This is a genomic window from Streptomyces sp. WAC07094, from assembly GCF_036320405.1.
GTDB lineage: Bacteria > Actinomycetota > Actinomycetes > Streptomycetales > Streptomycetaceae > Streptomyces > Streptomyces lannensis.
In genome coordinates this window covers 582893-605236 of the sequence record NZ_JAVMJZ010000001.1, presented here as the reverse complement: position 1 = coordinate 605236, position 22344 = coordinate 582893, and the positions used below count along the sequence as shown (strand labels likewise).

Sequence of the window (22344 nt, the reverse complement as noted above, 5' to 3'; positions counted from 1 at the left end):
GGGGCCGTCGGCGCCGTGCGGATCGGGTCCAGCGAATACCGGCGGCCTTCCCGGAGAAATCACAGTCTCCGTAGGGGCAGAACTTTTGTCTTTGGCCGCCATAACCGATCCCTGTGGCCACGAGTGGTCGGAAATCTGCGCCGTGTGATGGCATGGGTCCATCGCAATCAGGCGGTTTCCCCGGGCTCGGGAATCGGAGCCCGGGGATTCGGAATAAACGAAGGGCGTCATCATGAATTCGCTGTCCCTCGCGGAGAATGTCGCGCTGGTGACCGGCGCGACCAGTGGCATCGGGGCCGCGACCGCGCTTGCACTGGCCGAGCGTGGAGCCCATGTGCTGGTCGCGGGCCGCGACCAGCAGCGCGGTGACGCCGTCGTGGAGACCGTCCGAGGGCGGGGCGGCAAGGCGGACTTCGTCGCGGCCGACCTCCGCGGTGCCGAGCCGGCACGGCAACTCGCCCGCCGCGCCGCCGAACTGGGTGGGGGCCGGGTGGACATCCTGGTGAACAATGCGGGGATCTACCCCTTCGGGCCCACCGACCGGTTCACCGAGGAGGAGTTCGACGCCGTCTACTCGCTGAACGTCAAGGCGAAGTTCTTCCTGGTCGCCGAGCTCGCACCACGCATGGCCGAGCGCGGCAGGGGCGCGATCGTCAACGTGAGCACCATGGTGTCCGAGTACGGTGCGCCCGGGATGGCGCTGTACGGCTCCAGCAAGGCCGCGGTGAACCTGTTGACGAAGTCGTGGGCGGCCGAGTACGGGCCCAGCGGAGTACGTGTCAACGCGGTCCTCGTCGGCCCGACGAGGACCGAGGGAACCGCGCCCATGGGGGACGACCTGGCGGGCCTCGCCGCTCAGGCCCCGGCCGGCAGACCGGCTTCCCCCGAGGAGATCGCGGCGAGCATCGTCTACCTCGCGAGCGACGCGGCCGGTTTTGTGCACGGCGCCGTGCTTCCCGTCGACGGCGGTCGCACCGCGGTGTGAAAGCGGGTGATGCCCGATTTTCCTGTGCGGATGGAATGCCACCGGATCTGGACTGCACCCAGACTTGGAGCCCTTCGGCAATTCCGTACCCCGACGGCGTCATCGAAATCTCGTTCTCGGAAGCGTAGGCGTGCGAAGTCGATGCTTTCGGGGAAAGCTGAACAGAGGTGGCCGGCGTTCTGCCGAGACATACGGACGCCCACCGCCGACCATGAATCCGTGCCTTTTCGTACAGGGTTCGGTCAACGTCTCCGCGTCGTGGGCGGAGCACCGATATGGAGAAGCAGGGTTCGGACCGGCTACCGGCTCCGACTGAGCCGGCCGCACGGCACAGCGCTGGATCGGGGAGGCTCGCCGGCGACTGTGGCCTGTTGCTCATTCGGCTGACCTTCGGCCTGCTCCTGGCCGGGCACGGTGCCCAGAAGCTCTTCGGACTGTTCGGCGGCCAGGGTCTGAAAGGCGTCGGCAGGGGATTCGCGGCCCTCGGTTATCACCCGGGAGAGGTCTATGCGGCGATCGCCGGCCTTTCCGAGTTCCTCGGCGGCCTGGGGTTCGCGCTGGGGCTGTTCACGCCGCTCGCGGCCGCGGCCCTCATCGGCGTGATGATCAACGCGATGGTGTCCGTCACCGCGGCTCATGGGCTGTGGGACCGGGACGGCGGGGTCGAGTACAACGTCTGCATCGCCGTTGTCGCCCTCGCTGTCGCCGCCACCGGTCCCGGCCGACTGGCCCTCGACCGGTTCTTCCGGTGGGGGGAGGGCGGCTGGGCGGCGGCCGCCTTCGCCCTCGGGATCGGCGGCGCCGCCTCCGCCGTCACCCTCGCACTCTGAGGCGGCCATCGGCGGCCGGTGGCGGTCGCAGGGTCCTCGACCTGTTCGTCCGCGAGAGGTACGGGCCGGGGGCGGAACCGGCATCGCCCGGCGCGCCGCCATGCGGCCTGCCGCCCGGTCCCGGCGAGGTACCGCGGTGCGCGCGCGTGACGGGAAACCCTCGCGCATGCACGCCGTCTCGCACGGCAGGATCACGGTTCCAGGTCGTAGGTGCGGACGAAGCTGTGCGGGTCGCTCCAGCGTCCTGCGGTCGCGGCCGACCAGTCGGGCTCCCAGCCAGGACGTATCCCGCGTGCCACCCAGCCGTCGGGCCGCATGCGGGGGATCTCGAGTCCGGCCTGCCGTGCGGCGACGGCGGCGGCGTAGACCTCCTGTGCGAGGCGCAGCGCGCTCGCGGGGCTTTCGGCTCGGCCTGTGAAGACGTGCACTCCGCGGAGTCCGTCGCCGTTCGTCGTCGGGACGTCGACCTCGTAGACCGCCAGGGTCATGACGTCGGTCTCCTTTCGTGGTGGTGGTGGTGCAGGCAGGCTCGCCCCGGTCGTCCGGCCGCGACCGGAACAGGTGTCGCGCGATGGGCCCGGAGCCCTTCGATGACGACGGCGGCCACGGCGCCCGTCGTCCTTGCCGTGGCCTGCTGTGATCACTTCGTCCGGGCGCCTCGGCGAGCGGCGGTGCCGCCCTGCGGCGCGGGCCCGGTCGAGCAGGGGCGAGACGTCCTCGCTCGCGTGGTTCCGTTCGCGGCGGATCACGCGGGAGACCTCCGGTGTGGTGCTGCCTGCCCTCCTTCTGAAACTGAACGTTTCGTTTTCCACCCCGCTCAACGTTCGGGAGGCGGGCGCAATTCCCGTTAGGATGCCTAATTTAAGTTTTATTGTGGTTCGTCCGATTCAGGCCGGTCAGTGCGACGCGGACGACCTCGTCCGCCGCCCGCTCGTCCAGGGGTGCGTGGCCGGCCAGCATCCGGTACACCAACGGGCCGAAGAAGAGATCGAGAGCGACGTCCGGGTCGACGTCGTCGCGCAGTTCGCCCCGCAGGACACCGCGATCCCAGATGGCCCGCACCACGCCGCGCCGGGAGGTGACGAGCCGCCCGATCAGATCCGAGGCTTCCGTCGGATCACTCTGAGCCTCCGCCAGCAGCTGGGCGAATATCCGCCCGATCGGGCTCGCGTAGAACCGTGCCGTGCCGCGCACCGTGAGACGGAAGTCCTCGGCCGCCGAGCCGGTGTCCGGGTCCGGTGACTCGGCGTTCATCTGCGACAGGAAGGCCTCGAGGGCGACCGCGTACTTGTTCGGCCACCACTTGTAGATCGTCGCTTTGCTGACCCCGCTCAGGGCGGCGATCCGGTCGGTCGTCGCCGCGCGCAGTCCCCCTTGCTGCAGCAGTTCGCCGCACGCGGTGAGGACGGCCCGCCGCGCCGGCTCGCTGCGTGGGCGACCGGCCTTCGGCACCTGAGAGGCCATGATCCTCCTCCGTCGTCAGTGGCCACGGGCGGCGTCGTCCGGCAGGGGTGCTCCGGGCCCCGTCCGGCACCACGCCGGGGCCGAGGCTCCGACCCTGTCGGAGAGCGACCCCCGTGCCACGGTGTCTCCACCCGGGCGGCCGCACCGCCGACGCACCCACGACACCCGCGCGCGGGTCGCGAGGTGCCGAGCGCGCGGCGTGCACGATGTCCGCCGCACACACCGCGGGAGACGATCCCGCATCATCATCGTCCACGGACTCCGGACCCGCCCGTCCCCGTCGCCGCGCAGCTCACCGGGCACACCCGCTCGGGTCGTCCTCGGCAGGGCCCGCGGCACGACGCAGACGGCGGACGACATCGGGACGGGCCGGGGAGCCGGCGTGCTTTCCGGGGCAGTTCGGCGCCCTCACCCGCATGGGCGCCTCCCGAGTGGCCCGGGTGCGCGGCGCGGATATGTTTCGACTAGCGAGCACCCGCGTGACCGAATCCGCAGGTCAGGCCCTCATTGGTGCAACTGTGAACTGTTGCGCCGCCGCTGTCCGGCCGACTCCGCGACATCCATCGGGTCATCATCGCGGTCCGCCGTCTGCCCCTATCCACGAGGACAACCATGACTGAGGAAAGTTCCCCGGCTCTTGAGCGGGAGTGGAGCGGCGACGGGTGCCCGGCCGGCCCCTTCGCCCGACGGTCGTTCCTCCACGCCGCCGCGGCAGGTCTTGCTGGAGCGACGGCGGGCACCGCCCTGGGTGACCGGGAGGCGCAGGCGGACACGCCGGTCGCGGTCGCGGCGCGGGCAGGTGCGGTTCCCTTCGAGGGTCGGCACCAGGCGGGCATAGCCACCCCACCCCAGCAGGACGCGATATTCCTCTCGTGCGACGTGACCGCCGACGACAGCGACGGACTCACCGACCTGTTCCGTACGCTGACCGACCGGGCCCGCTTCCTCACGGCAGGCGGGACACCGCCGAAGGTGCCACCCGACTCGGTGCCCTCGGACAACGGAATCGTGGGACCGACGGTCGAGCCGGACAACCTCACCCTCACCCTGTCACTGGGCGCTTCGCTCTTCGACGACCGCTACGGGCTCGCCTCGCGCAAGCCGGTCCAGCTCGTCACCATGCAGCCCTTCATCCACGACGAACTGAACTCCTCGATCTGCCATGGCGACCTGCTGATCCAGATCTGCGCCGATCACCGCGACACGACCGTGCACGCGATGGTCGACATCCTGAACAGCACCAAGGGCGCCATGAAGCTGCGTTGGCGCCTCGACGGCCTGCGCAATCCGCCGCGCCACGACCGGGTCCGCCGGGACTGGTTCGGTTTCAAGCACGGAATCACCAATCCGGACACGGCGGACACCGGCCGGATGGACCAAGTGGTCTGGACGCAACCGAAGTCGGCCGAACCGGACTGGGCGGCGGGCGGCACATACCACGTCGTGCGCATCGTCCACTTCTTCATCGACGCGTGGCAGAAGGTGCCGGTCGCCCAGCAGGAGCGGATCCTCGGCCGGCGCAAGGTGAGCGGTGCGCCCGTGTACGCCACGTCCGACGACGCCTCGGACCGCATGGTTCCCGTATACACCAATGATCCGCAGGGGCTGCTCACGCCGATCAACTCCCATATCAGGCTGGCCAATCCGCAGACGCCCGAGACCGCGGCCACGAGCGCCGTCCTGCGGCGGGGCTACGACTACGACCACGGCCTCGATGCGCGGGAGCTCGACCTGGGTCATGCCTTCGTCTCCTTCCAACGCGAACTCAACACCTACATCGCCATGCAGACCCGGCTGGAGGCAGAGGCGCTGGTGCCCTACATCAGTCCTCGCGGCGGCGGCTACTTCTTTGCGGTACCGGGCGTGCGCGACGAACACGACTACTTCGCCAGCGGTCTGCTGACCTGACGGACGGCACGGCAGGGTCCCGGCGGGAGCCGACCGGTAAGGGCTCGGCCGAACCACCAGCGACACGCCCAGGAGGCACGATGTTCCCTGCCCTGCGAACCGGAGCCCGCCGCGCCCCGGGACGCGGCCGCGGAAGACGCCGGCCGGCCCTCGCGGTCGGCGCGGCCGTCCTGCTCACCTCCTGCACACCGGCCGCATCCGGTGGTGCGGTGTCGGAATCCGGGCCGCACGCGGCCGCGGACCGGGCGGCAGGCGGCCGCGTGTACGTCACCAACCATTTCGACAACACGCTGTCGGTGATCGACGCCCGCAGCAACAAGGTCGTCGCCACCGTGGACGCGGGGGTTGCCCCCGAAGGCATCGCGGTCAGCCCCGACGGTTCACGGGTGTACATCGCCGACAACGGTGCGGCGCGGATCTCGATACTCGACGCCCGTACCAACAAACTGACCGGCACCGTTCCGGTCGGAAACAACCCGACCGACGTCGCCGTGAGCCCCGACGGCAGGTTCGTCTATGTCGCCAACGGCGGTTCGAACAGCGTCTCCGTGCTGGACACCCGGACCGACCAGGTGACGGCGACTGTCCCGGTCGGCAGTTCCCCGGCGAGTGTGGCCCTCAGCCGGGACGGAGCAACTGCCTATGTGGCGAACCTCGGTTCGGGGAACCTGTCCGTCATCGACACCCGTACGGTCCGGGTCACCCGCAACGTCCCCGCGGGCCGTACACCGGCGGGGGTCGCCCTCACCCCTGACGGTGAGTCGGCCTATGTCGCCGACGAGACGGCGGCGAAGGTGCTCGCGATCAACATCAGGACGGAGGAGATGACCGCGGTGCGGGTGGGCGGTGCCCCCTTCGACGTGGCGGTCGCCCCGGACGGCCGGACCGCCTACACGGCCGATATCGGCCCGGGCAGCATCTCCGTCGTCGACATCGGAGGCCACCGTGTCCAGGCGACCGTCGCCGTGGGCACCGCGGGCACCGATCCCTTCGATATCGAGGTCACCGACCACGCGGTGTACGTCACACAGCCGGGAGCGGACGCGCTCGCCGTCATCGACCCCAAGACCCGCAAGGTCGTCGCCAGGGTCCCCGTCGGCAACAGCCCCTACGGCGTGGCGGTGAGCCCCTGACGACCCCAGGGGCGGGCGAGCCGAGAACGCCGCCCGTCCTCCGCATCGCGCACCATCGGGATGCCGCACATCGGCGAGTGGACGATCGACCTCAACAGCTCCACCGTGCGCCGCGCGGACGGTGACGGCGACCGGCTGCGGCTCACCCCGACCGAATGGAGCATCCTCGAAATGCTGCTTCGCCACCCCCCGGGGGAACTGGTGACGAGCCAGCAGATCCTCCGGCACGTCTGGGGGCCGGGGAACGAGAACAAGACGCACTACCTGCGCATCTACTTCGCCAGTCTGCGCCGGAAGCTGGAGCCCGATCCGGCCAGTCCACGGCACCTGCTCACCGAGCCGGGCATGGGCTACCGCTTCGAACCGTGACCGCAGACCGGGCCGGTCGCGCACGCCGCCTGCCCGGCCCCGCGTCGATTTCCAAGTCCCCTTCGGCGCAAGGGGGATGAGCGGGTCGCGTGCCGATGGGGACGTCTTCTGCTCGTAGTCGCCGCTCTATTGACGCTGCGTCGAAGACGGTGGTTCAGTGGCTCATCCACTGAACCACTGAGTCGTTGGGAGCCGGGGTGGAAGCACTGCCACGCGAGACGATCGTCGACGTCCTGGAGAAACGGCTGCGCGAGGACATCCTCGCCGGGCGTCATCCGGCCGGGAGCTATCTGCCTCCCGAGCGTGAACTCGCCGACGGATTCGGGGTGACCCGCACCACCCTCAAGCACGCTTTCGGCCGTCTGGTTCACGCGGGACTGCTGGAGACGCGGCACGGAGTGGGTACCCGGGTACGGGATTTCCTGAGGCTGGGCGGCGCGGACCTGCTGCCGATGCTCGTGCGTCACAGCCCCGAATGGATCGGCGAGATCTTCGAAGTGCGCCGCAGCATCGGCGCGTTGATCGCGGAGCGCGCGGCGTCCCACGCCACGGTGGCGCAGATCGCCGAACTTCGCCACTTGCTGGCGGCCGTCAAGGACGCCGAGGGCGGAGAGCCCGTACAGCTGGCGGACGTGGAGGTGCACCGGGCGCTCGCCCGGGCCACCGGCAACCGGGTGTACGTGCTGCTGACCAACACCCTCTTCAACGCGTACCTCCCCGTACGCGCAAGCCTGGCCGGGCCTTTCGAGGATCCGCGGGCAGCCCACGACCGGCTGGCACCCGTCGTCGAGGCCGTGGCGACCGGGGACCAGCGGGCGGCGCACTCGGCCGCGGGCGACTATCTGTCCGCCACCGAACGCATCATGCTCGAGGGCCTCGCCCGCTCGAGGGGACATCGGGGCGGTGCCCGATGACCGTCCGCGGAACGGTGTTCAAGGAGACGATGCTCGGCCGCGTGTGCATGGCCGACGAGGACGGCGACCGACCTGTGCGGCTCGATCTGCTGGCCCGCGCCGACGCCGTACTGCTGCCCCACCGGACGACCGCGGCCCAGGTGACCGGACGGATACGGATAGCGGGACGGGCGGACGACGCCGAAGCCGTCGGCGAGTTGGAGATCTCGCCCCTGGCGCGCCGCAGGATCCACTACCGGATCGCTTTCACCATGGAAGGCCGGAGCCTCACCCTGGACGGCTGGAAGTCGGTGTCGCCCAGGCGTCCGCTCACATCGATGACCGTACTGCCGTACACCCTCTACGAGGACGGCCACCGTGTCGGCGAGGGCACCCTGCGCTTCCCGCTGACCACCGGCCTGCTGCCCTTCCTCGCGAGTTTCCGGTTCCCCCGCGCCGCGGCATCCGGCGCCGACCGCCACCTGGCGTCGCGCTGGGACGGCGCTCCGGGGCGGACCGAGGTCTGGTACACGACTCTGACCGATCCCGCGACGGACACCGGGATCTGGCTGCACCACGAAGTGGTGGCGCCCTCCGACGGTTCCCCGGCCTATGCGCACGGCTGGGCCGCCGTCTTCTCCAAGGACGGCCCGGCCGAACACGCACGCTTCGGCCCCGTTCCCTGGGCGGGGCACCCGGAGGGCTTCTCCGCCGGGGACGTCAGCGCAGGCCCCGGCCGACTCGCCGGTTCCGCCGGATCGTTCACCTGGGCGCTCACCGAGCGGGCCGAGGGTCCACCGCTCCACACCTTCCCCGGCTGGTCCTGGCGGCGCCCCTGGCTGCCGGCCTCCCACATGCTCCCCGCCGTCCGCGCCCGCTACAGCGGGACCGTGCGCCACGGCACCGACGAGCTGCGGCTCGACGGTGCTCCCGGAGCCGGCGCGCGCATCTACGGCCACGGCAACGCCCGCCGCTGGGCCTGGCTCCACGCCGACCTGGGCGGCGGCGACGTACTGGAGATCGTCGCAGCGGTGTCCATGCGGCGCGGTCTCGACAGGCTGCCGCCCCTGGTCTTCCTGCGTCTGTACCGAAACGGCCGGACCTGGCCACGACGCGCGGAACGCTCCGCCGTGGGCTGGGCGGGAATCGGCCGGTTCCGCGCGGACATCGGCCTTCCCGAGTGGCGGGTCGAGGGCAGGGCGGGCCTGAGCCGCATCACGGTGACGGTGACCCAACCGCCGGAGCAGACACTGACGTTGGACTACACCGACCCCGACGGCTCCGCCGCGGTCTGCCGCAACACCGAGAGAGCGGACGCGGTGGTCACCCTGGAGCGCTGGTGGGGCACCTGGCGGCGGGAGGCCGGATGGCAGCTGTCGGGCACCGCGCATGCGGAGGTCGGTGACCGATGACCTTGCGAAGCACCGCTGCCCTGAAGGGACTTGTCGCCGCGCTGCTGGCCGACGACGGCACCACCGCGTGGAGCCGGTCCGTGCCACGCAGGGTGGAGACGCTGCTCGACACCATGCCCGCGCCGGCTCGGACCGCGGTGCGCGGTGCGGCGGCCGCCGTCGACGCCTACGCCGTCGTCCGGACGGGCAGGCGGCTGTCCGCACTCGGACCCGCCGAGCGGGAGCGGGTCGTGGCGTCGCTGGCTTCCCGCCGGGCCCTGCTGCCGCTCCTGGACGCGGTCAAGGTACCGCTGCTGCTGGCGGCCGGTACCGAACGGACGCTGCACCACAACCCCGCGCCCGCGGCGCCCGCGCCCGACGACCCGCCGCTGGACTGCACACCTTCCCGCGAGTGGCCCACACGCTCGAGTGCCGACGCCGTCGTCGTGGGATCCGGGGCCGGCGGCGCCATGGCGGCCCGCACACTCGCCCGGGCCGGCCTCCGTGTCGTCGTCCTCGAGGAGGGCGAGCACCACACCACCGCGTCGTTCGGGCGCCGGGCTCCGCTCGACCGCTTCACCGACCTGTACCGCGACGGCGGTGCGACGATCGCCGTCGGCAACCCCCCACTGGTCCTCCCCGTGGGCCGCGCCGTCGGTGGCACCACCGTCGTCAACTCCGGTACGTGCTACCGCACTCCGGCCCACGTCCGCACCCGCTGGCTGGACCGTCACGGCTTCGCCGCGGCCGAGGACCTCGAGGCCCACCTCGACGACGTCGAACGTTCCCTGCGGGTGGCGCCCCAGCCACTGGAGGTGCTCGGCGACAACGGGCTGCTCGCACTCTCCGGAGCGAAGGAGCTCGGCTGGACAGCCGCACCCCTGCGCCGCAACGCCCCCGGCTGCAAGGGCTCGTGCCAGTGTGTCGTCGGCTGTCCCACCGGCGCGAAACAGAGCGTCCAGCTGTCCGTGCTCCCCGAGGCCTGCGCGGCCGGCGCCCGTATCGTGACAGGCGCCCACGTCCGGCGCATCCTTGTCGACAGCGACCGGCCGGGCGGCCCACGGGCCGCCGGGGTGGTGGTGCGCCGCCCGGACGGCAGCGAGTTGGAGATCCTCAGCCCGCTGGTCGTGGTCGCCGCCGGGACCCTTCAGACCCCGCCACTGCTGCGCCGCTCCGGCCTCGGCGGACACCCGCGGCTGGGCCGCAACCTCAGCGTGCATCCGGCGACCAGCGTGGCGGGCCGGTTCAGCCGCCCCGTCACGAGCTGGAAGGGCGTCCTGCAGAGCGTCGGGGTGGAGCATCTGCGCGAGGACGGCATCCTGATCGAGGCGACCGCGGCGCCCCCCGGCATGAGTTCGTTCGTGCTGCCGGGCGTCGGACGCGAACTCCGCCGCGAACTGGAGGAGACGGAACACCTGGCGACGCTCGGGGCCATGATCGCCGACCGTCCCTCGGGTCGCGTCCTCGGGCGGAACCGCACCCTGCTGCGCTACGACCTCGCGCCGCGCGACGCCGGCCGCCTGCTGCGTGCCCAACGGGCCATGGGACGCCTGCTGTTCGCCGCGGGCGCCGAGGAGGTGCTCACCGGAGTACCGCAGGCACCGCGCGCCCGCACCCCGGCTCAGCTGGAGGCGGTGCTGGACACGGTGACCGCGCGGCATCTGCATGTCTCCGCGTTCCACCCCACCGGAACGGCGGCCGGCGGAGCCGACCCCGAGCGGTCGCCGGCCGACCCGGACGGTCGCCTGCGCGGTGTGCACGGGGTGCTGATCGGCGACGGCTCCGTTCTCCCCAGCTGCCCGGAGGTCAATCCGCAGCTGAGCATCATGGCGGCCGCCCTGGCCGTCGCCGAGCGATACACGGCGGGGACGTCGTGAGTCGTCGTCGCCGGAGGTACTGGCGCGCGGACGAAGGGCCGGCTCACCCGGCGGCCGCTCTCCGTGTCCCGGCCGTCGGCGACGGCGCTCAACACCCGTGACCCTGCAGGCCACGCCGGGAGCACGGAGACGGCACAGGTGACCGTCCCGTGCGCGTGCGGACCGCCGTCCGCCGCCTCGACGGTCCGGGCTTGCGCGGTCACGGTCGTACCACCCGGCTCAGCCGGCTTCGAGCACCGACGGCGCGTGGGCCATCGGAGTGGCGGCGCGTACACACATGACGGCGAGTGCCCCGTGCAGCCTCGGCCTGACCGGGCCGGTAGCGGCGCAAGCCGCCGACGGCACCCGGAGTGGGCCTCGCCCGGCCGAGGCGCGCTCGAGTGGACGCGGGGACCGTGCGGATCCTATGTTGCGTGTCCGCACGTCGGTCTTGGTCGGAGCGGCGTCCCGGGATCCGACGGCACCTATGGGGAATGCACGATGATCTGTGCTCGCTGCCAGCACTTCGAAGCGGCACCGGGCGGCACCCTGTGCACCCAGTGCGCCGTCGCGCCGGAGCCGGAGGCCCCGCAGTTCACCGCCGCGCCGGTCGCCTGGGTGCGCTCGCCCGTGGGTCTCGGGCGGACGGCGGCCGCCGTGCTGGGACTTGTCGTCGTCATCGACCTGTTCGCGATCGGGGCCGCCATGGCCGTGTACGACGTGGCGGGCGACCTCGTCGGCGGCGTCAGCGGCGTGGGCGAGCGGGCGGAACGCGCGGACTCGCTGTACTCCTCGGTCGGTCTCCTCCGGACGTCCGTGCTGCTCACGTGCGTCGTCGTGTTCCTGTGCTGGTTCCATCGAGTACGGGTCAACGCCGAGGTGTTCAGCCCGTTCGGGCACGCCAAGAAGCGTGGTTGGGCGATCGGGGCATGGTTCGTGCCGATCGTGAACCTCTGGTTCCCGCGCCGCATCGCACTGGACATCTGGGACGCCAGCAGCCCGTGGGACGCGCCGCGGTCGCACGGCCTGGTGGACGCCTGGTGGACGCTGTGGCTCCTCTCCGTGCTGACGAACCGCGCGGGTTCCTTCGCCTACAGCAGTTCCGACACGGCCGAGGAGATCCGCGGCGCCGTGCGTCAGGTGCTGGTCGCGGATGTCGTCGACGCCGTGGCCGCGGTGCTCGCGATCCTCGTGGTGCTGCGGCTGACCCGCATGCAGCACGAAAAGGTGCTTCGGGGACCGGCTACGGCCGCCTTCTGAGCCGCCCCTGCACCGTGCGGTACTCGGGTCGCCGAGTCGGCGCCGGTGAAGCCGAGGAGGTCCGCGCGGTGCGGGCCCGTCGCTTCAGCCGTCGTCGGTTGACGCTAGGATCTCGCCGGATCGGGGACGGCGTTCGCATCGGCCCGTCGAATGAATCCGGCGTCCCGTTTCCGGGGCCGTCGATGAGAGGTGTGGCAGGTGGGGGACCGCGGGGCGCCTGATGGATCGCTCGACTCGGGCCGTGCCACGGGTCTCGCGGCCATGTTGCAGGACGGCAGTGACCGGGTGGGCCCGAGCGCCCCGACGTACGGCCGCAGTTCGGGTGCACGGGGCCCGGCGGACGCGGACGCACGGTGGCTCGACCGTCTGCGACTCCGCTTCCGTTATGTGCCGATGGCGCGCACCGGTACGGCGGAGCGGCTGGTCCCCGGCTTCCCCGCGCCGCCCACCCATCTGTGGCGTGTCCTCGGCTGTCCGCCGGGCCTTGCCCACCGCGCCGCCAGGGCGACCGGGTGGCTGGGCCCGGTGCTCGTGGCCGTTCTGGCGGGGGTGATCCGCTTCTGGCGCCTCGGCCGACCGCACGACCTCATGTTCGACGAGACGTACTACGCCAAGGACGCCTGGGCCCAACTTCACCTCGGCTACGAAGGCGTGTGGCCGGACCGCAAGATCGCCGACCCTCAGGTACTCGCCGATCCCCAGGTCATCCCCCTTTCGCACCGCGGGGCGTTCGTGGCCCATCCGCCCATGGGCAAGTGGGTCATATCCGTCGGCGAGTGGTTGTTCGGCTTGGACCCGTTCGGCTGGCGCTTCATGACCGCCGTCCTCGGCACGCTGTCCGTTCTGCTGCTCTGCCGTATCGGACGACGGCTGTTCCGCTCGACCTTCCTGGGGTGCCTGGCCGGACTGCTGATGGCCGTGGACGGACTGCACTATGTGCTGAGCCGCAGCGCGCTGCTGGACCTCGTCGTGATGTTCTTCGTCCTGTGCGCCTTCGGCTGCCTCCTGATCGACCGTGACCGCTCCAGGGAGCGGCTGGTCCGGCTGCTGCCGAGGAGCGACACCGGTGAGGTACGGCCGGACGAGGACGTCGGGGCCCGGGGCGGCATGGGGTGGCGGCCCTGGCGGCTCGCCGCGGGCGTCCTTCTGGGCCTGGCGGCCGCGACCAAGTGGAACGGCCTGTATTTCCTGGTGTTCTTCGGGGCGATGACCCTGCTGTGGGACGTCGCCGCCCGACGCGTGGCGGGCGCGCGTCAGCCCTACCGCGCGGTGCTCGGAAAGGACCTCGGCCGGTCCGTCGCCTCCCTGGTGCCTGTCGCCGTGGTGACGTATCTGGCGACCTGGTCCGGCTGGTTCATGTCGTCCGACGGATACGGCCGGCACTGGGCCGACGGCCGGGGCGGCTCCTGGGCGTGGGTCCCGGCGCCGCTGCGCAGCCTGTGGCACTACGAGTACCAGGTCTACCAGTTCAACATCGGACTGCACACGCCGCACAAGTATCAGTCGAATCCCTGGAGTTGGACGGTGCTCGGGCGCCCCGTGCCGTTCCACTTCCAGTCCTCGTCCTACGGGCAGGACGGCTGTAAGGAAGCGGGCGGCTGCGCTCGCGAGATCATTGCTCTCGGTACGCCGCTGCTGTGGTGGTCCGCGTGTTTCGCCCTCGCCTATCTGCTGTACCGGTGGGCGTTGAGGCGGGACTGGCGCGCCGGCGCCGTCCTGTGCGCGGTGGCGGCGGGCTGGCTCCCGTGGTTCATGTATCAGGACCGCACCATCTTCTCCTTCTACGCGGTCGTCTTCCTGCCGTACCTGTGCCTGGCCGTGGCGATGACGGCCGGGGCTCTTCTCGGGCCGGCGGGAGCCACGGAGCGGCGCCGGTTGTGGGGGGTGGCGGGCGTCGGCGCGCTCATGCTGCTGATCCTGTGGAACTTCGTCTACTTCTTCCCGATCTATTCGGGGAGCATGATCCCGACCGACTCATGGCGTGACCGCATGTGGCTGGACACCTGGGTCTGACCCGATACGACGGGCCGCTGCCTTCGCCGGGACCACATGGTCGACCTGGGTGCTCCCGCGCGCCCACCCGGTTGTCCGGTCCCTTCCGGAGGCCAACGGCCAAGGACGTCGACACGATCGGTGATGTGGCCCCGCCGGAAGGCCGGCCACCGTCAGCAGGAGGCGACCGTGCCGTTCTCCCTGTGTCCGGGACCGGCCGGTGGCTCCGACGCCGGTCACCATGATTCGGCCTCCAGGAACAGCATGACCACCTCCACCAGGAACCAGATGGAGAAGGCCAGGCAGGCGAACCACAACCCCCACAGCCACCGACGGACGTCCCGGCGCATGCGCATGGGCGAATCATCTCCCCTCATGGCCGGTGCCCATGACTCGTGCTGCTCACCGGGGCGGTCGCGATCGAGGACTCCCCTTCCGCAACGGCGGTCAGGACGGCGGACCTTCTGGCAATACGTGCACGGGCCGAGCGGGCGTCCATGTCCGTGGGCGTGCGACGGAGTCACCAGGCGCCGATGCCCGCAAGCAGGACGTGGAGGTCGTGAGCCGCCTCGGCCGTGGCGAGTGCCGCCGCGGTCAGGACGGCCCCGGTCGCGACCGCGAGAGCGGGGTGACGCCCCTTCGGGGGTGACAGGAGCGCGGCGACGCGGCGCGGTACCGGGCCCGCCGTGGCGAGCGGGCTTCGGCGGCCGAGAATGCCCAGGGCGGCGCTTGCGGTGCGGGCAAGGGCCGGGGCGCGGCGGGCCGCCAGCGCGGCCTTGCCGACGGTGCGGGCGACCCGTTTCCGGTCACCGGTTGCGGCGGCCGCATTCTCGTCGGCCCAGCGCTCGATCGTGTAGGTGACAGCGTCGGCCAACGGCCGCATGAGCGGGTTCGCGGCGGCCCCGAGTTGCGCGACCGCGACGAAGGCGTAGTGGTGGGAGCCCAGATGGGCTCTTTCGTGAGCGAGCAGGATGTTGTGCTCGCCCGCGTCCAGGGTGCGCAGCATGCCGGTGGAGACCACGACGCGCCCGGGGAGTCCCGGGAGCGCGTACGCGTCCGGCGCCTCGTCGTCGACGACGACCAGGTCGTCGCGGGCCGGCATGCAGGCGGCGTCCAGGGCGGCGGACGCCAGGGTGCGTCCGCGGCGCCAGACCATACGGCAGGCTGCGAGCAGGGCGCAGCCGAGCAGCAGTCCGGCCGTGAGTGCTATGGGGAGCCCGGTCGGGTCGTCGCGCTGCGCGGTGCTGGCCGACCAATGGCCGAGGTCGGCCAGCACGGGGATACGGACCAGCCCCGTCACGGCAAGCAGGCCCAGGGAGACGGTGCTCGCCGCGCCCAGTACCAGGGACGCGGTGGTGAGCAGCCAGGTGGCCAGGCGGGGTTCGCACCGTTCGGCCAACGGTCGTGCGCCCAGCGGGGCGAGGAGCGACAGCAGCAGAGGCACATAGACGGCGACATGCATCAGGCCGGTCCTTCCGGCCGGCCGGGGTCGGCCTCGGGGCCGAGCAGTTGCCTCAGCAGTTCGGCGTCCGTGTCGGACAGTTCGTCGGCGAAGCGTGAGAGGACCGCCTCGCGATCGGGCCGCTCCTCCAGAACGGTGCGCATGCGGCGGGCGGCGAAGCCGGCGTCGTCGGTGACCGGGGCGTAGGCGTACGCCCTGCCGCGCGGACTGCGTGTGAGCAGGCCCTTGGTCTGCATCCGGGTCAGGATCGTCACCACGCTGCTGTACGTCAGCTCGCCGCCGACGAGGTCGGTCACCTCGCCCGGCGTCAGCGCGGTGTCGGCGCGCTGGAGCAGATCGAGGATCTGGGTCTCGCGAGCGCCGTTTGCCCGCTTCGGGCCCCGCCCGTGCGTATCGGCTCCCATGGGTTTTGTCGTTCTCCGGTCCGTCATCTACAGTCGTGTAAAACTTCTACGGGCGTGTAAAAGCTTCCGCCCCCGAGTGTGCCATTGGATCGCCCATGAGCGCTATCAGCATCGGTCAGGCCGCCGTCCTCGGTGTCATCGAGGGGGTGACCGAGTTCCTCCCCGTCTCCTCGACCGGTCATCTGAAGATCGCCGAGGGGCTGATGGGCGTCCAGGTGGACGACACCTCCGTGGTCGGCTTCACCGCCGTCATCCAGGTGGGCGCCATCGCTGCCGTACTGCTCTACTTCTTCAAGGACATCGTGCGGATCGTCTCCGCCTGGGGGCGCGGCCTCGTCGATCGCGAGGAGCGCCACCGCCACGACTACAGGTTCGCCTGGTGGATCATCTACGCGACGATCCCGATCGTCGTGGTCGGTCTGGCCGCCAAGAAGCTCGTCGAGGGACCGCTGGGTTCGCTGTGGGTGGTGGCGGGCTCGCTGATCGTCGGCAGTGGTGTGATGTGGTGCGCCGACCAGATGGGCCGGCACAAGCGCGGTGAGGACGACACCTCGCTGAAGGACGCGATGCTGGTGGGCGGCTCGCAGATCCTCGCGCTGCTCTTCCCGGGTTTCTCCCGCTCCGGCGCCACGATGTCCACGGCGCTCATCCTGGATCTGGACCGGGTGGCGGCGACCCGTCTGTCGTTCTTCCTCGGCATTCCGGCCCTGACCGGTGCCGGCCTGTACGAGTTGAAGGACGCCGTGGGTGCCGGTGTCGGTGTCGGACCGCTCGCCGTGGGCACCGCCGTCTCGTTCGCGGTCGCCTATGCCTCCATCGCCTGGCTGCTGAAATACGTCGCCCGGCACTCCTTCAACGCGTTCGTGGTCTACCGGATCGTCGTCGGGGCGGCGCTGCTGGGGCTGCTCGCCACCGGTGTGCTCAGCGCCTGACGGAACAGTGAGCACGTCATCTGATGTAACGGCTGCTACATTTGAATGCGTGACCAGAACTGAGCCGGCGAACCGGTGGGTCGTCCTCGTGATCAAGGTGCCCGCGGAGCCCAGCCGCCACCGGGTGGCGGTGTGGCGCGAGCTTCGCCGGATCGGCGCCCTCTCCCTCGGCCAGGGGGTGTGGGCCGTGCCCGATGTACCGGTCTTCGCCGACGGCATCGCTCGCGCGATCGCACTGACGGGGCAGGCTGAGGGGCAGGCCCTGACCCTCAGCGCATCCGGCCGCGGTCCCGAGGACGCGGCCCGATTCCAGGCGATGTTCACCGCCGCCCGGTCCGACGACTGGCGCGAATTCCTGGCCGACTGCGGCAAGTTCGAGGAGGAACTGGCCAAGGAGATCCGCATCGCCAAGTTCACCCTCGCCGAGTTGGAGGAGGAAGAGCAGTCGCTGGAACGACTGCGCCGCTGGCACCGGGACCTCATGGCGCGCGATGTCTTCGGCGCACCGGAGTCGGCAGCGGCCTCGAAGCGGCTCAAGGAGTGCACGGTCGCCTGTGAGGACTACGCGGAGCGCGTGTTCCGCGCGCTGCACCTGGCGATGGACGAGGGGCCATGAGCCCGGGCGCCGTGGCGCGGTCGGCACCGCCCCGCCGGATGTGGCCGCTCTACGCGGCCGGGTTCACCACGGCCTTCGGAGCCCATGGCATCGCGGCCAACCTCGGAGGCTTCTCCGAGGACGGTGTGACCTCGCTGCTCGTGCTCGGCGGACTGCTCGCCCTGTACGACGGCGCCGAGGTCGTCCTCAAGCCGGTCTTCGGCACACTCGCCGACCGGATCGGCGCGCGGCCGGTACTCCTCGGCGGTCTCCTCGCGTTCGCCGCGGCGTCCGCCCTGTACCTCGTCGCGCCGAGCCCGGGCTGGCTCTGGGCCGCGCGTCTGGGGCAGGGCGCCGCTGCCTCCGCCTTCTCACCCTCGGCCTCCGCCCTGGTCGCCCGGCTCAATCCCGACTCCAAACGCGGTCGAGCCTTCGGCAGCTACGGCTTCTACAAGTCGATCGGCTACACCCTCGGTCCGCTGCTCGGCGGAGTACTGGTCTGGGCGGGGGGACTGCGGCTGCTGTTCGCGGTGCTGGCCGTGCTCGGTGCGGCGGTCGCCGTTTGGGCCGCGGTCGCGCTGCCCGTCGTACCGCCCCTGCCCAAGGACCGGCAGACGGTGCTCGCACTCGTGCGCCGGATGACCGACCCCGCCTTCCTCGCCCCGACGGCCGCACTCGCAGCGGCCACCGCCGCTCTCTCGGCCGGTGTGGGCTTCCTGCCGGTCTCCGGCCGGACGGTCGGGCTGGGCACGGTCGTCACCGGCGCCGCTGTCTCGGTACTGGCCGCCTGCGCCGCCGTCGTCCAGCCGCTCGTCGGCCGCGCCCGGGACGAAGGCCGGATCACGACCGGCGGGGGAATGACCGCCGGTCTGCTGCTCACCGCGGCCGGACTGGCCGGCGCCATGCTGCCCGGCCTCTTCGGTGTACTCGTCGGAGCCGCATTGATCGGTGCGGGTACGGGTGTGATCACCCCGCTCGGCTTCGCCGCCCTGTCCTCGTCGACTCCCGAGGAGCGCCTGGGGCAGACCATGGGCGCGGCCGAGCTCGGGCGCGAGCTGGGGGACGCGGGCGGCCCACTGCTGGTTGCCGGGGTCGCGACGCTCGCCACCCTCACATACGGGTACATGGCCCTCGCGATCCTCATCGCCCTCGGCCCTCTGGTGGGACTTCTCCGTCGCTGTGCGATACGTGACCCCGCGCCTCGCGGCGCGAGGAGTGACGTATCCGAAGGGTCGTGAGTGCCCCCGCCGAGGACACGCTCTCGCCCGGGGCGACCAGGGATTCGCGTTCGGTGACCCGGCGATCGAGAACGGTCGTTCCCGTTCTTGACGCAGCCGGATCCGAGTCGCAGAGTGGACCGCATAGTGGGCGGTGAATTCCACGATTCGGTAAAGAGGTGGTGGGCTGCGCCCGGCGCGCAGCGGTATACCGAGCCGCGTTGCCTCGTACGGCAGCGGGTCTTGCCCCCACACCATGTACGGGGGCCCGTACGACCCGCAGGACCGCCCATGGACCTCGACTCGACCTTTCACCGGACGTCGCACGGCACAGGCGCCGGACTCGTACAGCATCGGGCCGGGATTCCCGGTATTCAGGGACGGCATCTTCGACGCGGACTCCGCGGCCGCGGCCCGACGTCGACAGCCGGTCGACTGTACATAGGGGGAACGGCGGTCTCACTGATCGCGGCGATCACGCTGGCCGCCTCCTTCGTGCCCATGGTCGTCCATCTCTCGCCCCTGCTGGTGGCGGCCCCCACGTTCACCGCGGCGTTCGCGCGCGTCCGATTCACGGTCGGCATCGCACTGCTGGCCTGTGCGGCGACCGTCGTCATCGATACGCACGACACCCTGCTGCGATCACCGATCCTCGCCGTCCACATCGGCGCCCTGCTGGCGGTCTCCAGCTTCGTGGTCGCCGCACGGGCCCTGCACGACCGCGATCTGAGAGAGCTGACCCAGGTGCGGGCGGTGTCCCAGGCCGCGCAGCAGGTTCTGCTGCGACCGATCCCGAGCCGACTGGGCCCGGTGTCCATCGCCTGCGAGTACCGTGCGGCCGCCGAGCACGCCATGGTGGGCGGCGACCTCTACGCCGCCGCGCGTACCGGCACGGCGACCCGCATCCTCATCGGCGACGTGCGCGGCAAGGGGCTCGCGGCCATCGAGGACACCTCAGCCGTCCTCGGTGCGTTTCGCGAGACCGCACCCGAGCACGCCACCCTCCCGGAACTGGTCGCGGCGCTGGAGCGCAGTGTGCGCAGGCATCTGGCCGAACTCGCCGCCTGCGATCCCGAGGCCGGAGAGCGGTTCATCACGGCGCTTGTGGTCGAGATCCCGGATCGGGGCGGAGTCGCGCGTGTTGTCAGTTGCGGGCATCCCCCGCCGCTGCTGAGGCACGACGGGCGTGTGCGGGTGCTGGAGGCTCTCCGCCCGGCGCCACCGCTGGGTCTGGCCCACACCGATCCGGGCGCGTACCACCTGGAGTCCGTTCCGTTCGCCCCCGGGGACACCCTGCTGCTGTACACCGACGGCGTCATCGAGGCCAGGGACGCCGACGGCGGGTTCTATCCGATCCTCGACCGGGCCGCCGCCTGGACCTGGGAGAGCCCCGATGGCCTCCTGCGGCACATCAGCCGCGATCTGGACACCTACACGGGCGGTTATCTCGACGACGACCTCGCGATGGTGGCAGTGCGGTGGGGGCGTGCCCCGGGCGCGGTCGGTGATCCGTGCTTCTCCCGGCCTTCTGTGGCCGACGAGGCACTCACCTGACGGGGGTACCCCGCGTCCGCGGATCCGGCGGGCCGCTGCTCAGTCGTTCGGCCAGAGGACGAAGTCGGGGAAGGCACGCCGTACGGGCCGGTCGCCGATCTCCTCGATCGCCGCGCGGATGTCGTGCAGGTGGCGCGTGGTCATCTGCAGCGGGGGCTCGTCGGGCTGGTAGGTGGTCCGGATCGGATAGTCCACGCCGGGCTGCCGGGTCATCTCGATGTGGCAGCCGAGCACATGTGTCACCGGGCGGCGGTCGGAGAACTCGATCAGTCGCCCCACGGTACGGGCGAAGGCCGGCCAGTCCTCGATGTAGAGACGGCCGGGATAGACCGTGTCGCCGGTGAACAGAATCCCGGTCCAGGGGTCGTAGAACGTGACTGCCGCCGTGTGATGGCCGGGAGTGGCCAGGCACTCCAGCACCCGGCCGCCCAGGTCGACAGGCGCGACGGCGTCGGGCTCCTCCGTGAACCCGAAGTGGTCCCAGGCTTCGGCTCGTTGCGCCCCCACCACCGTCGTGTCGGGACGATCGGTGAACTGGGCGTCGCCCGCGGTGTGATCGCCGTGCGGATGAGTGTGCAGGACGAGCAGGCGGTACCGGTCGCGGGGATGCCGTTCGAGCCAGTCCGCCATGAGTTCGTCGACCGTACGGCGCAGGGGGAAGAACTCCTCGGACGCGGTGGCGCCCGTGTCGATCAACACGGCCCGGGCGTTGCCGAACAGCAGGAAAAGGAACGGCGCTTCGTAGTTGACGGCCATGTTCTGCCGCAGGATGAACGTGTGCTCGTCGTAGCCGTGGACCTGGATGTCCGGATCGGTGTTGTGCTTGGCCGACGTCGAACCGTGGATCCATCGGACGTCGAGTGCGCGCGGCCGGGGAGTCCCCCCGCCGAAATCGATCAGGGCGTCGCCTGCGTCCATGGGCAATCCTCCGGTGCGTCGTCCTTGCGGAACCGCCCGGAGCGGGACCACGGCGCACGTCTCGTGCCGGGGGCAGGGAGGGAGCGCTTCCAGGCGGACGCTACCACGGCGTATGGCGCTGTCCTGCGGGTTCTCTCAGGCTGAGGAGACGGCTGCTTCCGCCGTCGGCAGGGCGTCCTGCGCCGCGCGGTGGGTACGGGCCGCCAGGAGAAGTGCGGCCCCCACGGCCCACAGGGTGAGTGTCGCCAGGGGGGCGAGCACATGTGCGCCGTCGAAGTAGCTGACATCGGCGACGGCACGGACGGCGGCGCCGGGTGGGAGCAGTGCGGAGACGGACCGTGCGACACCGGGCAGCAGGTCGGGACCGACGGTCGCGCCGCTGGTGGAGTTGCCCACGGTCAACAGCAGCAGGGTGGCCATCGGGACACCCACCGGACCGAAGTACGTGCCGAGCAGCTTCGTCGTGAACGCCGCGGCCGCCGCCAGGAGGGCCAGGACGAAGGCGAGGGGCAGGTACGGTGCGGGAACGGCACCGAGCACGGGTCCGGCGATCGCGGCGGCGACCAGGCCCGACGCGGCGGAGAAGACGGTCACCAGGGTGAAGCGATGCCGCAGATGCAGCAGCTTGCTCAGCCCGAGCACGTTCTGTGCGAGGACGAACCCGGAGAGCGTCACTCCGAAGGAGACGTAGAACCCCGCCAGTCCACGTGAGTCGTAGCGGTCGAGGGGCACGACGTCGGACACGGTGACATGCCGACCGGCACCGTGCGCGTAGGCCGTGACGATCGCCTTGACCGCCGTCGTCGTCGACACACCGTTGGCGCTCGCGACATCGAGGCTCAGGTCCTTGCCGTGACGCTCCGCGCCGAGCGCGGCCACCACGTCGCGATGACGCACGGCGTCGCGTGCCTGATCGGTGGAGCCGGTGGGCCGTACGTCGATCGCGTCCCCCAGGGCCGCCTGTACCTGGCTCGCCAGCCGGGGCCCGGCGACCGCCACCGGCAGCCGGTGGGGTTGGGGGTCCCGCTGGAGGCCGATGTAGCAGCTGACGAATGCGGAGACGATGACCAGGCCTATGAGAAACGGCTGCAGCCAGACGCGGACGGGCGGCCGGCGTCTGGCATGCGAGGCCTGGGGGAGCTGGGGGTGCACTCTGGATCTCTCCATGATCATTGGCGGAC

Annotated in this window: 20 protein-coding genes; 14 read left to right on the top strand and 6 right to left on the bottom strand. The window is 71.1% G+C overall.

Features of this window, described 5'->3' with window-relative positions:
- The first annotated feature begins 232 nt into the window (after positions 1-232).
- Together RCR19_RS02700 and RCR19_RS02695 are read left to right on the top strand one after the other, a co-directional pair.
- Positions 233-985, top strand: a complete 753-nt coding sequence (locus tag RCR19_RS02700) for an SDR family oxidoreductase (protein ID WP_331263572.1) — start codon at positions 233-235, stop codon at positions 983-985.
- 275 nt (positions 986-1260) lie between these two features.
- Positions 1261-1815 carry a DoxX family protein gene (locus RCR19_RS02695; RefSeq protein WP_331263571.1) on the top strand — a complete coding sequence of 185 codons (555 nt, stop codon included), beginning with the start codon at positions 1261-1263 and terminating at the stop codon, positions 1813-1815.
- Between the two features lie 191 nt (positions 1816-2006).
- Here the strand turns inward: RCR19_RS02695 and RCR19_RS02690 are convergent, their stop codons facing one another.
- A complete protein-coding gene (locus tag RCR19_RS02690; RefSeq protein WP_331263570.1) occupies positions 2007-2303 on the bottom strand; it encodes a hypothetical protein in 297 nt (98 codons plus the stop codon).
- A gap of 373 nt (positions 2304-2676) precedes the next feature.
- Positions 2677-3279 carry a TetR/AcrR family transcriptional regulator gene (locus RCR19_RS02685; protein ID WP_331263569.1) on the bottom strand — a complete coding sequence of 201 codons (603 nt, stop codon included), beginning with the start codon at positions 3277-3279 and terminating at the stop codon, positions 2677-2679.
- A gap of 612 nt (positions 3280-3891) precedes the next feature.
- Here RCR19_RS02685 and RCR19_RS02680 point away from each other — a divergent pair.
- The 8 genes from RCR19_RS02680 to RCR19_RS02645 all read left to right on the top strand — a co-directional run bounded on the left by RCR19_RS02680 (position 3892) and on the right by RCR19_RS02645 (position 14102).
- On the top strand, positions 3892-5187 hold the full coding sequence (locus RCR19_RS02680) for a Dyp-type peroxidase (protein WP_331263568.1): 1296 nt from the start codon (positions 3892-3894) through the stop codon (positions 5185-5187).
- A gap of 80 nt (positions 5188-5267) precedes the next feature.
- A complete protein-coding gene (locus tag RCR19_RS02675; RefSeq protein WP_331263567.1) occupies positions 5268-6320 on the top strand; it encodes a cytochrome D1 domain-containing protein in 1053 nt (350 codons plus the stop codon).
- 60 nt (positions 6321-6380) lie between these two features.
- Complete coding sequence (locus tag RCR19_RS02670) at positions 6381-6689, top strand: winged helix-turn-helix domain-containing protein (RefSeq protein WP_331263566.1); 309 nt, start codon at positions 6381-6383, stop codon at positions 6687-6689.
- Positions 6690-6886: 197 nt separating this feature from the next.
- Positions 6887-7603 (top strand): GntR family transcriptional regulator, encoded by a 717-nt coding sequence (locus RCR19_RS02665; protein ID WP_331263565.1) that lies wholly within the window; start codon positions 6887-6889, stop codon positions 7601-7603.
- Positions 7600-8994, top strand: coding sequence for a hypothetical protein (locus RCR19_RS02660; protein ID WP_331263564.1), 1395 nt, complete (start codon positions 7600-7602; stop codon positions 8992-8994). The genes RCR19_RS02665 and RCR19_RS02660 overlap by 4 nt, the downstream gene beginning before the upstream one ends.
- Complete coding sequence (locus RCR19_RS02655; protein WP_331263563.1) at positions 8991-10850, top strand: GMC family oxidoreductase; 1860 nt, start codon at positions 8991-8993, stop codon at positions 10848-10850. The genes RCR19_RS02660 and RCR19_RS02655 overlap by 4 nt, the downstream gene beginning before the upstream one ends.
- Before the next feature lie 480 nt (positions 10851-11330).
- The gene (locus RCR19_RS02650; protein ID WP_331263562.1) at positions 11331-12089 is read left to right on the top strand and encodes a DUF4328 domain-containing protein; all 759 of its coding nucleotides are present in this window, start codon (positions 11331-11333) and stop codon (positions 12087-12089) included.
- A gap of 393 nt (positions 12090-12482) precedes the next feature.
- Positions 12483-14102, top strand: a complete 1620-nt coding sequence (locus tag RCR19_RS02645; RefSeq protein WP_331269321.1) for a phospholipid carrier-dependent glycosyltransferase — start codon at positions 12483-12485, stop codon at positions 14100-14102.
- A gap of 499 nt (positions 14103-14601) precedes the next feature.
- On the opposite strand, the gene RCR19_RS02640 is transcribed toward RCR19_RS02645, so the two are convergent.
- Complete coding sequence (locus tag RCR19_RS02640) at positions 14602-15543, bottom strand: M56 family metallopeptidase (RefSeq protein ID WP_331263561.1); 942 nt, start codon at positions 15541-15543, stop codon at positions 14602-14604.
- Entirely contained in the window at positions 15543-15947 is a 405-nt protein-coding gene (locus tag RCR19_RS02635; RefSeq protein ID WP_331263560.1) for a BlaI/MecI/CopY family transcriptional regulator, read from the bottom strand. The genes RCR19_RS02640 and RCR19_RS02635 overlap by 1 nt, the downstream gene beginning before the upstream one ends.
- A 95-nt stretch (positions 15948-16042) precedes the next feature.
- On the opposite strand from RCR19_RS02635, the gene RCR19_RS02630 reads away from it, so the two are divergent.
- The 4 genes from RCR19_RS02630 to RCR19_RS02615 all read left to right on the top strand — a co-directional run bounded on the left by RCR19_RS02630 (position 16043) and on the right by RCR19_RS02615 (position 20245).
- On the top strand, positions 16043-16879 hold the full coding sequence (locus tag RCR19_RS02630; RefSeq protein WP_331263559.1) for an undecaprenyl-diphosphate phosphatase: 837 nt from the start codon (positions 16043-16045) through the stop codon (positions 16877-16879).
- Between the two features lie 49 nt (positions 16880-16928).
- On the top strand, positions 16929-17495 hold the full coding sequence (locus RCR19_RS02625; protein WP_331263558.1) for a Chromate resistance protein ChrB: 567 nt from the start codon (positions 16929-16931) through the stop codon (positions 17493-17495).
- Entirely contained in the window at positions 17492-18712 is a 1221-nt protein-coding gene (locus tag RCR19_RS02620) for an MFS transporter (protein ID WP_331263557.1), read from the top strand. The genes RCR19_RS02625 and RCR19_RS02620 overlap by 4 nt, the downstream gene beginning before the upstream one ends.
- Positions 18713-18982: 270 nt before the next feature.
- Positions 18983-20245 (top strand): PP2C family protein-serine/threonine phosphatase, encoded by a 1263-nt coding sequence (locus tag RCR19_RS02615; RefSeq protein ID WP_331263556.1) that lies wholly within the window; start codon positions 18983-18985, stop codon positions 20243-20245.
- A gap of 39 nt (positions 20246-20284) precedes the next feature.
- Here the strand turns inward: RCR19_RS02615 and RCR19_RS02610 are convergent, their stop codons facing one another.
- Both RCR19_RS02610 and RCR19_RS02605 read right to left on the bottom strand, forming a co-directional pair.
- Positions 20285-21163, bottom strand: coding sequence for an MBL fold metallo-hydrolase (locus RCR19_RS02610; RefSeq protein WP_331263555.1), 879 nt, complete (start codon positions 21161-21163; stop codon positions 20285-20287).
- Positions 21164-21298: 135 nt separating this feature from the next.
- Positions 21299-22330, bottom strand: a complete 1032-nt coding sequence (locus tag RCR19_RS02605) for a hypothetical protein (protein WP_331263554.1) — start codon at positions 22328-22330, stop codon at positions 21299-21301.
- Positions 22331-22344 lie beyond the last annotated feature (14 nt).

Coding starts and splice junctions, on each gene's coding strand:
- RCR19_RS02700 (WP_331263572.1), top strand. CDS start 233: ATGAATTCGCTGTCCCTCGCGGAGAATGTCGCGCTGGTGACCGGCGCG.
- RCR19_RS02695 (WP_331263571.1), top strand. CDS start 1,261: ATGGAGAAGCAGGGTTCGGACCGGCTACCGGCTCCGACTGAGCCGGCC.
- RCR19_RS02690 (WP_331263570.1), bottom strand. CDS start 2,303: ATGACCCTGGCGGTCTACGAGGTCGACGTCCCGACGACGAACGGCGAC.
- RCR19_RS02685 (WP_331263569.1), bottom strand. CDS start 3,279: ATGGCCTCTCAGGTGCCGAAGGCCGGTCGCCCACGCAGCGAGCCGGCG.
- RCR19_RS02680 (WP_331263568.1), top strand. CDS start 3,892: ATGACTGAGGAAAGTTCCCCGGCTCTTGAGCGGGAGTGGAGCGGCGAC.
- RCR19_RS02675 (WP_331263567.1), top strand. CDS start 5,268: ATGTTCCCTGCCCTGCGAACCGGAGCCCGCCGCGCCCCGGGACGCGGC.
- RCR19_RS02670 (WP_331263566.1), top strand. CDS start 6,381: ATGCCGCACATCGGCGAGTGGACGATCGACCTCAACAGCTCCACCGTG.
- RCR19_RS02660 (WP_331263564.1), top strand. CDS start 7,600: ATGACCGTCCGCGGAACGGTGTTCAAGGAGACGATGCTCGGCCGCGTG.
- RCR19_RS02655 (WP_331263563.1), top strand. CDS start 8,991: ATGACCTTGCGAAGCACCGCTGCCCTGAAGGGACTTGTCGCCGCGCTG.
- RCR19_RS02650 (WP_331263562.1), top strand. CDS start 11,331: ATGATCTGTGCTCGCTGCCAGCACTTCGAAGCGGCACCGGGCGGCACC.
- RCR19_RS02645 (WP_331269321.1), top strand. CDS start 12,483: ATGGCGCGCACCGGTACGGCGGAGCGGCTGGTCCCCGGCTTCCCCGCG.
- RCR19_RS02640 (WP_331263561.1), bottom strand. CDS start 15,543: ATGCATGTCGCCGTCTATGTGCCTCTGCTGCTGTCGCTCCTCGCCCCG.
- RCR19_RS02635 (WP_331263560.1), bottom strand. CDS start 15,947: ATGGGAGCCGATACGCACGGGCGGGGCCCGAAGCGGGCAAACGGCGCT.
- RCR19_RS02630 (WP_331263559.1), top strand. CDS start 16,043: ATGAGCGCTATCAGCATCGGTCAGGCCGCCGTCCTCGGTGTCATCGAG.
- RCR19_RS02620 (WP_331263557.1), top strand. CDS start 17,492: ATGAGCCCGGGCGCCGTGGCGCGGTCGGCACCGCCCCGCCGGATGTGG.
- RCR19_RS02615 (WP_331263556.1), top strand. CDS start 18,983: ATGGACCTCGACTCGACCTTTCACCGGACGTCGCACGGCACAGGCGCC.
- RCR19_RS02610 (WP_331263555.1), bottom strand. CDS start 21,163: ATGGACGCAGGCGACGCCCTGATCGATTTCGGCGGGGGGACTCCCCGG.
- RCR19_RS02605 (WP_331263554.1), bottom strand. CDS start 22,330: ATGGAGAGATCCAGAGTGCACCCCCAGCTCCCCCAGGCCTCGCATGCC.